The organism is Streptomyces sp. NPDC057900 (assembly GCF_042887885.1).
Classification (GTDB): domain Bacteria; phylum Actinomycetota; class Actinomycetes; order Streptomycetales; family Streptomycetaceae; genus Streptomyces.
This window is the reverse complement of the sequence record NZ_JBHVOI010000001.1, coordinates 665,539-678,704: the sequence shown is the minus strand read 5'-3', so window position 1 is coordinate 678,704 and position 13,166 is coordinate 665,539. Positions and strand designations below refer to the sequence as shown.

The window sequence follows — 13,166 nt, the reverse complement described above, 5'->3', positions numbered from 1 at the left end:
GCCGGGGCGGAGGGCGGCAGGCCCGGCGTCGGTGGAATCCCGCCGTACGTCCGCTCGTGCCTGCCCGTCCCTGCCGCCCCGTCTCACCCGCCGCCGGTGCTGTCGCCCAGCCGTGGCACCGAGGTTGCCCTGCCAAGGCCTTCGGCCAGAATCGGAGCCCCGAATCCCCATGCCTGATCTCGAACAGTCCGCTGAGCCCGCCGAGTCGGTTCAGCCGGAGCCGCCCGCGCCCCGCGAGCGCTCCGCTCCGTCCATTCCCTCGCCCCGCCACCCCACGCACTCGGTCGACCGTGCGTTCCTCAGCATGGAGCGGCGGCGGCCCGATGTCCGCTGGGACGCCGGCGGTGTCGCGTATCTCAGCGGTCCGCCCCCGGCCCTGTCGGACCTTCGCGCGTACGTGGGCTTCCGTCTGGGCGGGCTGCCCCTGCACACGAGCCGGGTCGAGGGCGGCAGGCGGCCCCGGTGGCAGCCCGACGCGGAGTTCGACATCGAGCAGCATGTCCACGAGGTGGTCGCCGACGGCCCCGCCGCCTGGGACTCCGCCCTGCACACCGCGCTCAACGCCCCGTTCGCGCCCGGCGCCCTGTGGGGGGTGTGGCTTGTCCACGGGCACGAACCCGACGCGTACGCCGTGTGCTACCGCTTCCGTCACGCCTGCCAGGACGGTTCGGCCGCCGCCATGACCTTCCGCGCCATGCTGGGCGAGGGGGAGCCGTCGGCGCGCCCGGTACCGGGACGGAGCCGTCGGGCCGGGGTGCCCCGGCGGGTGGGCGCGGCAGTCGGGCTGGCCACGAAGTTCGTCGCGGGCACCCTCGCCGTCCGGGGCCACCGGCCGGGTGCCGTCTTCACCCCCTCCGGGGAGCGGCGGCTGTGGCGCGGGCGGGTACCGGCGGACACCCTGCGCCGGATCGGCGCCGCACGCGGAGGCTCCGCCCACGACGTGCATCTGGCCGCACTCGCCGGGGCGTTGTCCGCCTGGTCGGCCCGCTCCGGCGTACCGCTCCCTCGGGTGACGGCCGTGCTGCCCATCGACGCACGCCGTCCCGACGAGGACCAGACGTGGGGCAACCGCTGCTTCGCCGTGCCGCTGGAGCTGCCGGTGCGGACCGTCAGCAAGGCCCCGGACGGGACCGGCGGCGGTGACGCCGCACTGCGGCGACTGGACCATGTCATGGCGGAGACCCGGAAGTTGCGGGGCGAGTCATGGCGGCAGGCCATCCAGGACCTGGTCCGCTTCATGCCGGGCCGCCCCACCGAGTGGTATCTGCGACGGGTCCTCTCGCCGCGCGTCACCAACGTCATGGCCACCTCCATGCCGCTCGCCGAGAAGGGCAGCCTGGGCGAGACGCGGGTGACGGGCACCGCCCTGCTGCCCCTGGTCGTGCCCGGACATCTCTTCGGGGTGGGGCTGTCGTTCTTCGGCGACTGGGCCGAGGTGTCGTTCGTGGCCGATGGCGCCCTTCCGCTCGGGGAGTCGCTGCCGGAGCTGTGGGAGCGGGCCGTGGGCGAGCTGGAGGAGAGCGCCCCGCCCGTCTGAGCCGGGCGGGGCGCTCGCGGCCGGCCGTCGTGCGGAACCGGCTTACGGGACCTCGGCTGCCGGACCGGGCCGGGCGGCGGCCGGCACCGGCACGGGCGGGACGCCACCGCGTGCCCGGCGCCGCCCCGCCCGGAGCTCCCGGCGAAGGGCCCGCTGGTAGGAGCGGATGTCGATCTCGATCCCGTGGCGGTAGCTGGCCGCGTAGGTCCGTTCATGGGACCGCCGCTCGCGGCCGATCGCCCGCGTCATGTCCTGCGGCGACGGCAGGGCGAGCGTTCCCGTGATCAGGCCGCTGACCCATTCCGCCTGCGGTTCGAGCAACGGGAAGGCCGCGCCCGCGGGTTGCGCGAGCCCCATGAAGTACAGGCCGGGAAGCCTCGGCGGCACGGTACGCAGATAGAGCTCCGTGCGGCCGTCCCGTGCCGCGAAGACGGCGGGGTCGAGGAAGGGGAAGGAGAGGGAGTATCCGGTGGCGTACACCACGGCGTCCACGCCTTCGCGGCTGCCGTCCGTGAAGGCCGCCGTGTCCCGGCCGAAGGAGCTGACGCCGGGCTTGGGCGTCACCGCGCCCCTGGCCAGCTGGACGAGGAGCTCGTCCGAGGTGGACGGGTGGGCGGCGAGGGGTCCGCGGACCGGTTCGGCCAGCCCGTACTGGGCCGGGGCGCCTCGGGTCAGGCGCAGGAGAAGCGCCATCGCGGGGCCCTGGAGAAATCGCGGGATTCGGGACAGCGGGCTCCGGACCAGGTGGTCCGCAGGCCGGCCGAGCAGCATCTTGGGGAACACGTGCGTCGCGTCGCGTGCGGAGAGGAAGGTCCGGGCCGCCGTTCGCGAGATCTCCGCCGCGATCTCGCACCCGGAGTTGCCCATGCCGACCACCAGGACCCGCCGGCCGGCGTACGGCTCGGGGGAGCGGTACGCGTGCGAGTGGAGGGCGGACCCCTCGAACTCCTCGGCCCCCGGCACGGCGGGGCCGGGGAGGCGCGGGTCCCAGTGGTGCCCGTTGGCCACCACCACGTCGGTGTACCGCCGCGTCGTCACCTCCGCCGCCGTATCCCCGCGGCGCCGCCGGCCGACCTCCCAGCCGCCGTCGTCCAGGGGCCGCACCGAGGTGACCTCCGTGCCGAACGTGATGTGGCGGTGCAGACCGAACGTCGCGGCGTAGTCCTCCAAGTAGGCGAGGACCCTGCTGTGGTGCGGGAAGACCGGGTAGTTCTCCGGCATCGGCAGTGAGGAGAAGGACATGCTCTCCTTCGAGATGTTCGCGTGCAGTGACGCGTACGCCCCCGACATGCCGTTGTCGTTGCCGTACCGCCAGAGCCCGCCGATGCCCGAACCGGCCTCGTAGCAGTCGAACGGAACACCGTGCGAGGCGAGGACCTTGCTCGCGGCCAGACCGGACGGGCCCGCTCCGATCACACACGTTCTCCGCATGGCTGACCGCCCCTTCGCCTACACCGAGCACGGTGCTCCGGAGCGGGTCACGCTATCCACCCCGCGGCCCCCGGAACCGGTCTTCGGCGGTGGACCCGTCGCGTGGATGAACCCGCCGTGCACGGGGTTGACGACAGCGGGCCGGGCACTCGTCGCGGCACCGTTTCCGCCGCCCGGCCTGCTCGTTGGGCACGGGCGGACCGGACGCGCCACCGAACGCCCGGCCGACGCATTCCCGTACACCGGCAGGACGCGGACCGCGCTCGCGGCCGACAGCCGGACCCGGCACGACGGAGCGACACCATGGACGTCACAGATGTGCACCACTCCTACCGCCAGCACGAGGTTCTCCGGGGCGTCGACCTCCGGCTACGGCCCGGCACCCTCGCCGGCATCGTCGGGGAGAACGGCTCGGGCAAGACCACCCTGCTGAAGATCGTCTCCGGTGAACTCAGGCCGGACCGGGGTTCGGTGCGTCACCGGGGGAGGTTCGGCTACTGCCCGCAGTCCGTGGTCCTGGACGACTCCTTCACCGTCCGCCAGCACCTCGACTTCTTCAAGAACGCGTTCGACCTCCCCGACCTGCGGCCGGCCGAGGAGGTGATGGAGGTCCTGGCCTTCACCGAGTACCTCGACCAGCGCGCGGGACTGCTCAGCGGGGGCTCCCGGCAGAAGCTGAATCTGACCCTCGCGCTCATGCACGATCCGGACGTCCTGCTGTTGGACGAGCCCTACCAGGGCTTCGACTGGGAGACGTACCTGCGCTTCTGGGAGCTGGCCACCCGACTGCGCGACGCCGGGCGCTCGGTCCTGGTCGTCTCCCACCTGGCGTACGACATCAACCGGCTCGACGTGCTCTGGCGCCTGGAGAACGGGCGGCTGCACCGCCAGGAGCCGCGCGCGGAGGCGGTGGCATGAGGCGGCACTGGTCCCTGTTCACCACGGCGTCGCGGTACGCCCTGATCGGGCACAGCCGCAACCGCTTCGCGATGCTGCTGGTGGTCGTGTACATCCCCGTGTGGATCGCGCTCGCCTACGTGACCATCCCCGACCGGCCCGCACCCTTCCGGCTCCGGGCCACCGGCGAGGTGCTGTCCCCGCCCGGAAACCACCTGACCCAGATCACCGGCGCGCTGAACGCGGTCACGCTGATCGCCGGATTCATGATGTTCGCCGCCACCTTCACGGGAGGCGCCTTCGACCGCCGGCTCGCGATGGCCGGCTACCCCCGGTACCACCTCGTCCTCGCCAAGCTCTCCGCGCTCACGCTGGTCTGCGCCGCCATCGCCGGGTACGCCACGGTCACCGTCGGATTCTCCTGGCCGCCGCGCCAGCCCCTCGTGCTCACCGCCGCGCTGTTCTGCGCGGCGCTGACCTACGGCGCGCTCGGGGTGGTCTTCGGATCGGTACTCCGCCGCGAGGTGGAGGGCATGTTCGCCATCCTGATGATCAGCATCCTCGATGTCGCACTGCAGAACCCGCTCTCCAGCTCCGGGTCCGACAGCGCGGTGGTGCGCTTCCTGCCGACGTACGGAGCTGTGCAGGCGGGCATGTCGGCGGCGTTCTCCGACGCCTCCGCCGTCCACGGCCTCCTGATCCAGTGCCTCTGGCTCGTCGCCGCCGCGTCGGCCGGGTTCCTGGTCTTCCGCCGGCGGACCGGAAACGCGCTCCCGCCGGACACGCGGCCATGGGTCCCGGCTCCCCAGGGGCGCGGAACCGCCGCGGACACCGCCCCGGAGGCCCCTGTCGCACGGACGCCCGACGCCTCTTTGTGCCACCGTCCGGCCCGCCGAACGGAGCCGTGACCTGCGGGACGCGGTGATCGTTCAGTAGCCGCCGGGTGCCGACGCGGCGCCCGGAACGACAGATCATTCCGTGCAAGGAGCACTACTCCATGACTCTTTCGCGTACCGTCCGGCGGACCGTCCTGACCGCCGCTCTGCTGTCCGTCTCCGCGCTGACCGTCTCCTCCAGCGCCGTGGCCGAGCCCGCCGCCCGCGCTGCCGCCCCGGCCGCCGCACAGGCGGCCCCGCTGCCGCCCGCGTGTCAGGAGGCGCTGCTCGAAACCCTGGACAAGTTCCCCGTCGTGGACTTCACGGTCCCCGACAAGGCCAAGAACGCCCTACTGGGCGAAGTGCTGGGGCTGAGCGAGGCCGACCAGGCGGCCTTCACGGAGGCGGGATGCGCGGCCTGGAACACCTGGGCGACCAACAACGGCCAGGCCGTCGCCGCGGACCTGGACACCCGCTACCGCAACGCCGCAGCGCCCGCCTGCAACAAGTTCGCCAAGGCCTCGATCGGGTCGATCAAGAAGTACGCCCCGAACGTACCCGCCGCGACCCGTGACCTGGAGGCGCTGGCCAAGAAGGTCTGGAAGAGCGCCATGGAGAAGCTCGCCACGGAGGCCACCAACGCCGACTGCCGCACGGCCTACAACGGAGTGAAGGCCGGCTGGTAGCCGACACGGTCCGCGGGCCGGGCGCGGTGCCACGGGGGGAAGCGGAAGGGGCCGATGGGCCCAGGGCGGCGCTCCCGGCCGCCGGCTGCGGCTTCGCGACGCACGCGCCGGCCGCAGCCGCTGCTCCGGCACCGCGTCGAGCCCGGGGAGATCGCCCACATGGTGGTCCGGCCGGGCTCCTCGCGCCGGCCCCGGCGAGCCCGCCCGGCCCAGGCCCCGAAGGCGTGGCCGGGCGGCAGCACGGGGTCTCCGCGGTCGCTCGATACGCTCAGCGAGTTGCCGTATGCGCATAGTCAGCCGCACCATGGAGGTCTCGTCCGGAGGCAGGTCTGTCCAGCCTTCCGGCTTGGGACAGAAGGGGTGCCGCCCATGACCAGGTACTTCGAGAACGGTGTCGGTGAGCTCGTCTCCGACGCGCTGTCCGGCTTCGCCCGCGCACACGCGGGCCTCCTCGACTACGACCGTGCCGACGGGTTCTTCACCGCCCGGCACACCGCGCCGGCACGGCGGGTGGGGCTGGTCTCCGGCGGCGGCTCCGGGCATGAGCCCCTGCACGCGGGGTATGTCGGCCAGGGCATGCTCGACGCCGCCTGTCCCGGCAGGATCTTCGCCTCGCCGCACAACCGGCAGATCTTCCGGGCCTCCCGCATGGTGGCGAGGCCGGAGGGCGTCCTGCACATCGTGAAGAACTACACGGGGGACCGGATCAATTTCGGGATCGCCGCCGAGCGCCTCGCCGACGCGGGGATCACCTGTGCGCGGGTTCTCGTCGACGACGACCTGGCCTCCGACTCCGAGGAGATTGCCGCCGGGCGTCGTGGCACGGGTGCCGCGATGCTCGTGGAGAAGGTGCTGGGCGCCGCCGCGGACGCCGGAAAAGGGCTCGCCGAACTGGTCGAGATAGGCGCCAATGTGGCAGGCCGCTGTCGGACGCTCGCCGCTGCTTCCGCCGCCCATCACGCACCGATGACCGGCGAGCCGGCGTTCCGGCTGCCGCACGGCGAACTGGAGTACGGCGTGGGAATCCACGGGGAACGTGCCGACCGCACCCGGCGGCAGGGGCCGGTGGGCGCCCTGGTGGATGACATGGCGGGCGCGCTGCTGGACGCGCTGCGCCCCGGCCCCGAGGAACCGGTTGTCGCGCTGGTCAACGGACTGGGCTCGGTCACCTCGCTGGAGCTCTACGGCATCTTCGGCGAACTGGCCCGGGTTCTTGACGCCCGGCGGGTGCGGCTCGCCCGGTACCTCGTCGGCGACTACGTCACGGCACTGGACATGCGGGGCTTCTCCCTGACCCTCATGGTCGCCGACCGCGACACCCTGGATTTCTACGATGCTCCGGTCCGGACCCCGGTGTTGCAATGGTGAGCACCGGGCGGGCCGGGGCTCCCGCAGTCCCCGACGGGAGCAGGAGGACGGCGCCATGACGATCGCCACATTCGACGGCGTGCTGACCCGTGGCTGGATGCTTCGCTTCACCGAATCGGTGTACGCCACAGAGGCGGAGCTGACCGCGCTCGACCAGCGGGCAGGAGACGGAGACTTCGGGACCAATCTCGCTGCCGGGGTCCGGGCAGCCGGGCTGCTGCTCGACCGGATGGATGATTCGGCCGGGCCGGCGGAGGTGCTGGGCTCCATGGCAACGGCCTTTCTCGACGAGGTCGGTGGGACCAGCGGTCCCCTGTTCGGTCTGCTGTTCCAGGAGTTGAGCAGGGGTGCGGACGGCTCCGGTGCCGGTCTGACGGCCGCGGCCATCGCAGAGGGCACCGCCCAGGGCCTGGCCGCCATCCGTCGTGTGGGTGAGGCCTCGCCGGGGGACAAGACGCTGGTCGACGCGCTGGCCCCGGCCGCCGACGCGTTGCGTGCGGCGGCGGACCAATCGCCCGCGACGGCTCTGGCCAACGCGGCGGAAAGCGCGTGGTACGGGGTACGGGACACGGCCTCGCTGACGGCACGCATGGGCCGGGCGAGCTATCTGGGTGAACGGGCGACCGGCATTCCGGACCCCGGAGCGGTGGGCATCGCCCTGCTGTTCGCCGCGGCCGGGGAGGTCGTGCACAGCCTGGAATCCCATCTGGCGTCCGGCTGACGGTGCGCCCGCCCACCCATCGGGCCTACTTCGCGGACACGCTCTGGCCGTCGATCCAGCTACTGGCCCATCTCACCAACTCCTTGTCGGCAAGGCTGTGCACCCACAGATCGGCGAGCCCCGCCTCCGCCCCGTCCGGACGAGGTCCGATGCCGATGACGCGCAGGCCGGCCCGGCGGGCCGATTCCATGCCCGTGAACGAGTCCTCCACGGCCAGAGCCTCCTCGGGGGGCACGCCGCAGAGACGGGCGGCGACGCTGTACACGTCGGGCCGGGGTTTCGGACTGATGTCCTCGCCCGCGACCACGACATGGCCGAAGGAGCTGAGGAGCCCGGCCCGGCCGAGGCACGTTTCCACCATCTCCCGGGGGCAGTTGCTCGCCACCGCGAGCGGGAGATGGCGGGCGGCCAGCCGGACCAGCGCGGCGGCGCCCGGCATGGTCACCGGGTTCTCGTCGACCAGTGCGGTGAAGGTGGTGAGCAGTGTGTCGGCCAAATCGCCGCCGAGATCCGGCTTTCCGGTCTCCTTGGCCATGAGCTCGCCGCACTCGCTGTAGTGCACGCCCTTGGCGCGGTCGGCGAACCCGGCGGGCGGTTCGAGGCCGAAGAGCCGGAAGGTGATGTTCCGGGCCTCCTGCCAGTGCTGTTCCGTGTCCATCAGCGTCCCGTCACAGTCGAAGACGATGGCGGACGGCGACCATAAAAGGATGTTTCGAGCTGTCATGTCATTGCCGATCTCGGAGGCTGCGCCGGCCGTTGTGCGGTGCGGGCGCAGGCGGGACACACGAGGGTGTCGGGATGATTCGTGGTCCACTCGCGTAAATGAGAGAGCGCGAGTGATGTCGCACGGCTGTTGTGGCCGTGGGGCTGTGACCGGGGCGCGCCATGGAGAACGCGCGTCGCCGCTTTCGGCCGAAGCCGAAAACATCGTGGCCGTTACGTTAATTTGGCGTCTCCGATTTCCGCAATCACCAATTCGAGTGGACGGAAGCGCCGGGGCCGAGGGCGGCCGGTCTCGGCGTGTGATGCGAAGAATGAGCCCCTCACGCCCGTGGCGCCGCCAAAGTGCCTGGCGGGAGGTGCTGTCGCGACTGTGTGCGGGTGGAGTCGCCGCACTCTGGCGAATCGATCCTGCTCGGCGGGGTGACGGATTGTGTGAATACTCCACCGCTCACGTGCGGGCGACGAATAATAAGATCTTCGCGCGATGCGACTGAACCCTCCATGGGGAGGGCTTTAAGTAAGTCGGCGCAGTGTTGGCACGTTTGAGCGAAGGTGGAACTGGAGTGCAGGAAAGGGCGCGTGCGACCCGCAGGCTGCTGCTGGAATCCGCAGCACATCTATTTGTCGAACGGGGATATGCGGGAACGAGTGTCAATGACATAAGTGATCACTCGGGAAAAACGAGTGGGGCCATCTATTTCCATTACTACAGCAAGGAGAAGCTCGCGCTGGCCGTGGTGCGCGAGCAGTTCGCCACCTGGCCGCAGCTCGCCGCCCCCTATGCCGCGCCCGGTGTTCCTCCGCTGGAGAAACTGGTCGGCCTCAGCTTCCATGTCGCGCGCGCTCTCAGTGAGGACGTCGTGGCACGCGCGGGCGCGCGGTTGTGGGCGGAACGCCAGGGCATCGCGGCCACTCTGCCCACGCCGTTCGATGTCTGGGCGTCGGCTGCGACCAGGCTCCTGGCTCAGGCCCGCATGAGAGGAGAACTCGCGGCAGGGGTCGAGCCGGCGGCTGCGGCTGTAACCCTGGTGTGCGGTTTCTTCGGGCTCTGCGTACTGACCGATGACCTGCCGGGCGGGCGTGGCTGGAGTGAAGAGCTGGATCAGTGGTGGCTGCTGATACTGAAGTCTCTCCTGGCGGACCCGGACGCATCGGCTCTGCTCGCCCGGGCGCGGGCGCGGGCGCGGTCGCGGTCGCGGGTGGGGGAGGTGGATCGAACACGGGCTCGCGCCTGAGGCGAACGGTCACCGTGAGCCTCGAAGACCTGGGAACAGCTGTCTGAAATCGCGACTCGTTGTAGGATGTGATAACAGCACTTGACCTGCGAAAACGCAGGCAGGGAGCCTACGTTCAGGAGTTGTCTCGATGATGCGCACCATGTTCAAGTCCAAAATCCACCGGGCCACCGTGACCCAGGCCGACCTGCATTACGTCGGTTCCGTCACCATCGACGCCGAGCTGATGGAGGCCGCGGATCTGCTGCCCGGCGAGCTCGTGCACATCGTGGACATCGACAACGGGGCCCGGCTGGAGACGTACGTCATCGAGGGGGAACGCGGCTCCGGGGTCATCGGGATCAACGGCGCCGCCGCCCACCTCGTCCACCCCGGTGACCTGGTCATCCTGATCAGCTACGCGCAGGTCGACGACGCGGAGGCGCGCGGCCTGGTCCCGAGCGTCGTCCATGTCGACGCGGCCAACCGGATCGTCGCGCTCGGCGCCGACGCCTCCGCTCCCGTCCCGGGCACCGACACCGCGCGCAGCCCGCACGCCGTCCCGGCGGCGCGCTGACGGATCGCGGGGCCGGTGGGAGGGCCGGTGGGCCCGGCCCTGACTGAGGCCCGGCGGCGGGCCGATAGCGTTTCGCTCATGCCTCTCGCCCTGCTGCACACCTCCCCGGCCCACATCCCGGTCTTCGACGCCCTGCGCGACGCCGACTGTCCGGGGCTCGCGCTGCGCCACCTCGTGCACGAGGGCCTCCTCGAACGGGCCGGGGAGAGGGGGCCGCAGGCGGTGACGGGCGAGGTCGAGGCGGTGCTCGCCGGGGCGGTCGCCGAGGGGGCCACCGCGGTGCTCTGTACGTGCTCGACGATCGGGGGCGTCGCGGAGGCGCTCGGCCCGGCGCTCGGCGTCCCGGTGCTGCGGGTCGACCGCCCGATGGCGGCGGTCGCGGCCCGTGCGGAGCGGGTGACCGTCATCGCGGCGGTCGCCGCCACCGTGGCGCCCACTCTCGCGCTGATCGCGGAGGAGGCGGCCGCGGCGGGCCGGCGTCCGGCCGCGGTCCGTACCGTGCTGGTCGAGGGCGCCTGGGAGCGCTTCGAGGCGGGCGAGCGTGACGGCTATCTGGATCTGGTGGCCGAGGCAGCCGACGCGGTGGTGGACGCCGATGTGATCGTGCTGGCCCAGGCGTCCATGGCCGGTGCCGTCACCCGTACGGCCACCCGGATTCCGGTGCTCTCCAGTCCGCGGCCGGGCCTGGCCGCCGCGGCGGCAGTGGCCGGTCCGCTGGGCCGTACGGATCTTTCGTAGGCGGAACGTATGGACTCGCCGGGCGCGGGCAGCCGCTCCGGGAGACGGTGGAGGAGATCCACCCAGACCGTTCGGAGGACCGAGATGACCCATCCGTTTCCCGACCCCGTCCCGCCGGTGCCCACTCCGGGGCCCATCCCGGGGCCGCCCCAGCCGCTCCCGGAACCGGAGCCCGTGCCGCCGGGTCCGGGGCCGACGCCGCCCGTCCCCACGCCGCCGGGGCCCTCGCCCGACCCGATCCCGCAGCCGCCCGCGCCGAATCCCGAGCCGGTGCCGCCGCCGGAGCCGGAACCCTCACCGGTGGGCTGAGCCGTGCGGGTGACCGACGCGGGTGACCGGCAGAGGCCGTCCCGGCGCACCGGCGGCCCGATGAACACCGCCGCTCTCCGGGCTCGTGCCGGAGGCTCACCGTTACGAGCCTCCGGCACGAGCTGCGATCAGGCGATGATCGGGACCACGGCTTCCGGCGTCAGCATCCGGAACGTGAACGACTGGTGGAAGTACAGGCTGACGGTCGTCGCGTCGTGCTCCTGATAGCCGATCGACAGATCCTCGCCCAGGCACAGCTCGAAGTCGCCGCCCCGGGTGGACAGCAGCACCCCGCCCGCCACGGCGGGCGCCCACAGGATCTGGTCGTCGAGCAGCCGGGCCAGATGGGTGGAGACGGGATATCCGTGGTCGGACGTCTCGGTCGCCTCCGTGAACGCGTCCGCGCCCAGCAGCAGCCGGTAGGGCCCGTCCACACCGGCCAGCCGCAACCGCGTCAGCGCCTGGCTGACGGTGGCCGGGTAGTCCCGGGCGTCCGCCGGAAGCGGCAGCGGGGTGTGTGAGGAACCGTCCCGCAGACCGGTGATCCCGGCCGCCGCGTAGCCGTCGATGAGCGCCATGTCCTCCGCGAACGCACAGGTCCGGGCGGCGTCCTTCACCGGCTGCCAGTCACTGTCGTCGGAGCCGCGCTCGACATCGTCCACCGCCGCCCTGCTCAGGGTGAACGGCACCCGCCACTCGATGACCGGTACCGAGGTGCGGGCGCGGGCCAGCACGTCGGGGGTGGGCGGGTCGATCTCCCGGAGGTGGCCGTCACCGACGGCCGCCAGCCCAGGGCCTTCCGGCCCGCTGACGTCGACGACGCGACGGCCCGCCAGATGGCGGCTGAAGGTGCGCCTGGCCTCCTCCTCGATCTGGTCCCAGGCGGCTTGCGTGACGGGGGCGAGTGCGCGGTGGAGGTTGTTCATCACTGGGCGCTTTCTTGCAGGCTGCCGATGTGCAGCGAACCGTCACGGGAGTCCGGCGGGATCAGGGACTGCCCCGCCGGCGCGGACGCCGGCTCCGGCAGTGCCCCGGTCCCGGCCTCTGCGGACGCGGGCGACGGCGGCGGGGCGTCGAGGAAGTCGGCGCCGGGGGCGTGGAAGAGCGTGCCGGTGACCGCTGTCGAGAAGTCGAGAATGCGGTCGTGGGTGCCGGGGGGACTGCCCAGGAACATGTTCCGGAGCATCTGTTCCGTGACGCCGGGATCAGCGGCGTACGCGATGAAGTACGTACCGAACTCACCCTGCTCGAAGCTGCCGAACGGCATGTTGGCACGCAGGATGTCGCGCTCCGTGCCGTCCGGGTCCGTGATGGTGTTCAGCGCCACGTGGGAGTCGGCGGGTTTGACGTCGTCGGCGAACTCGATGTCGGTGAACTTGGTCCGCCCGATCACCCGCTCCTGCTCCTCGGTGCTCAGCGCGTTCCACGACGTCAGATCGTGCAGGTACTTCTGCACGACGACATAACTGCCGCCCGCGAAGTCCGGGTCCTCGTCACCGACCAGCGCCGCCGAGAGCGCGTCCGGACCCACCGGATTCTCGGTGCCGTCGACGAAGCCCAGCAGATCCCGGTGGTCGAAGTAACGGAACCCGTGCGTCTCGTCGACGACCTTCACCGCACCGCCGAGCCGGCCGAGCAGCTGGGAGGCCCACTCGTAGCACACGTCCATCCGCTCGGCCCGGATGTGGAACAGCAGGTCGCCAGGGGTGGCGGGGGCGTGGTGGCGGGTTCCGCGCAGTTCCTGGAAGGGATGGAGCGAGGCGGGCCGCGGCCCCGCGAACAGCCGGCCCCAGGCATCGGAACCGAAGCCGGTCACACAGGCCAGCCCGGAGCCGGGGAAGCGGAACCCGATGGAGCGGGCGAGGGCCGCCAGATCCGGCAGCGCCTCACGGACAGCGGGCTCACCGCCCGGCTCGATCGTGGCGACCAGGATCAGCGCGGCACTGGTCAGCGGTGCGACGACGGGCTGCGCCGCGGCCGCTCCCTCGGTGGTCCCGGGCATGCGGCGGCTCCATCAGGTGGCGTGGGCGACAAGGCGGCACGGCGGTACCCGCGCGGGTGAGGACGGCGGGGCCCGCTGCCACTTACCC

At 71.9% G+C, this 13,166-nt stretch carries 13 protein-coding genes; 9 read left to right on the top strand and 4 right to left on the bottom strand.

Going from position 1 to position 13,166, the window contains the following annotated elements:
• The first annotated feature begins 169 nt into the window (after positions 1–169).
• The gene (locus tag ACFVQ0_RS02755; RefSeq protein ID WP_390083873.1) at positions 170–1,537 is read left to right on the top strand and encodes a wax ester/triacylglycerol synthase domain-containing protein; all 1,368 of its coding nucleotides are present in this window, start codon (positions 170–172) and stop codon (positions 1,535–1,537) included.
• 42 nt (positions 1,538–1,579) lie between these two features.
• Here ACFVQ0_RS02755 and ACFVQ0_RS02750 read toward each other — a convergent pair whose 3' ends face one another.
• Positions 1,580–2,953: a flavin-containing monooxygenase gene (locus ACFVQ0_RS02750; protein ID WP_390083871.1), complete on the bottom strand. Its 1,374-nt coding sequence runs from the start codon at positions 2,951–2,953 to the stop codon at positions 1,580–1,582.
• 318 nt (positions 2,954–3,271) lie between these two features.
• Between ACFVQ0_RS02750 and ACFVQ0_RS02745 the strand changes: the two genes are divergently transcribed.
• From ACFVQ0_RS02745 to dhaL, 5 genes are all read left to right on the top strand, one after another.
• Complete coding sequence (locus tag ACFVQ0_RS02745; RefSeq protein WP_390083870.1) at positions 3,272–3,886, top strand: ABC transporter ATP-binding protein; 615 nt, start codon at positions 3,272–3,274, stop codon at positions 3,884–3,886.
• Complete coding sequence (locus tag ACFVQ0_RS02740; protein WP_390083868.1) at positions 3,883–4,773, top strand: ABC transporter permease; 891 nt, start codon at positions 3,883–3,885, stop codon at positions 4,771–4,773. The genes ACFVQ0_RS02745 and ACFVQ0_RS02740 overlap by 4 nt, the downstream gene beginning before the upstream one ends.
• Before the next feature lie 89 nt (positions 4,774–4,862).
• Positions 4,863–5,426: a hypothetical protein gene (locus tag ACFVQ0_RS02735; protein ID WP_390083866.1), complete on the top strand. Its 564-nt coding sequence runs from the start codon at positions 4,863–4,865 to the stop codon at positions 5,424–5,426.
• Positions 5,427–5,795: 369 nt separating this feature from the next.
• Positions 5,796–6,794, top strand: coding sequence for a dihydroxyacetone kinase subunit DhaK (locus ACFVQ0_RS02730; RefSeq protein ID WP_390083864.1), 999 nt, complete (start codon positions 5,796–5,798; stop codon positions 6,792–6,794).
• Between the two features lie 55 nt (positions 6,795–6,849).
• Positions 6,850–7,515 (top strand): dihydroxyacetone kinase subunit DhaL, encoded by a 666-nt coding sequence (gene dhaL / locus ACFVQ0_RS02725; protein ID WP_390083862.1) that lies wholly within the window; start codon positions 6,850–6,852, stop codon positions 7,513–7,515.
• Between the two features lie 25 nt (positions 7,516–7,540).
• Here dhaL and ACFVQ0_RS02720 read toward each other — a convergent pair whose 3' ends face one another.
• Complete coding sequence (locus ACFVQ0_RS02720; protein WP_390083860.1) at positions 7,541–8,239, bottom strand: HAD family hydrolase; 699 nt, start codon at positions 8,237–8,239, stop codon at positions 7,541–7,543.
• A gap of 562 nt (positions 8,240–8,801) precedes the next feature.
• Here ACFVQ0_RS02720 and ACFVQ0_RS02715 point away from each other — a divergent pair.
• The 3 genes from ACFVQ0_RS02715 to ACFVQ0_RS02705 all read left to right on the top strand — a co-directional run bounded on the left by ACFVQ0_RS02715 (position 8,802) and on the right by ACFVQ0_RS02705 (position 10,767).
• A complete protein-coding gene (locus ACFVQ0_RS02715; protein ID WP_390083858.1) occupies positions 8,802–9,473 on the top strand; it encodes a ScbR family autoregulator-binding transcription factor in 672 nt (223 codons plus the stop codon).
• A gap of 130 nt (positions 9,474–9,603) precedes the next feature.
• On the top strand, positions 9,604–10,029 hold the full coding sequence (gene panD, locus ACFVQ0_RS02710; RefSeq protein ID WP_390083856.1) for an aspartate 1-decarboxylase: 426 nt from the start codon (positions 9,604–9,606) through the stop codon (positions 10,027–10,029).
• 78 nt (positions 10,030–10,107) lie between these two features.
• Positions 10,108–10,767 carry an arylsulfatase gene (locus ACFVQ0_RS02705; protein WP_390083854.1) on the top strand — a complete coding sequence of 220 codons (660 nt, stop codon included), beginning with the start codon at positions 10,108–10,110 and terminating at the stop codon, positions 10,765–10,767.
• Positions 10,768–11,204: 437 nt separating this feature from the next.
• On the opposite strand, the gene ACFVQ0_RS02700 is transcribed toward ACFVQ0_RS02705, so the two are convergent.
• Together ACFVQ0_RS02700 and ACFVQ0_RS02695 are read right to left on the bottom strand one after the other, a co-directional pair.
• Positions 11,205–12,002 (bottom strand): family 1 encapsulin nanocompartment shell protein, encoded by a 798-nt coding sequence (locus ACFVQ0_RS02700; RefSeq protein WP_390083852.1) that lies wholly within the window; start codon positions 12,000–12,002, stop codon positions 11,205–11,207.
• Entirely contained in the window at positions 12,002–13,078 is a 1,077-nt protein-coding gene (locus ACFVQ0_RS02695) for a Dyp-type peroxidase (protein WP_390083850.1), read from the bottom strand. Before ACFVQ0_RS02695 ends, ACFVQ0_RS02700 begins: the two co-directional genes overlap by 1 nt.
• Positions 13,079–13,166: the final 88 nt, after the last annotated feature.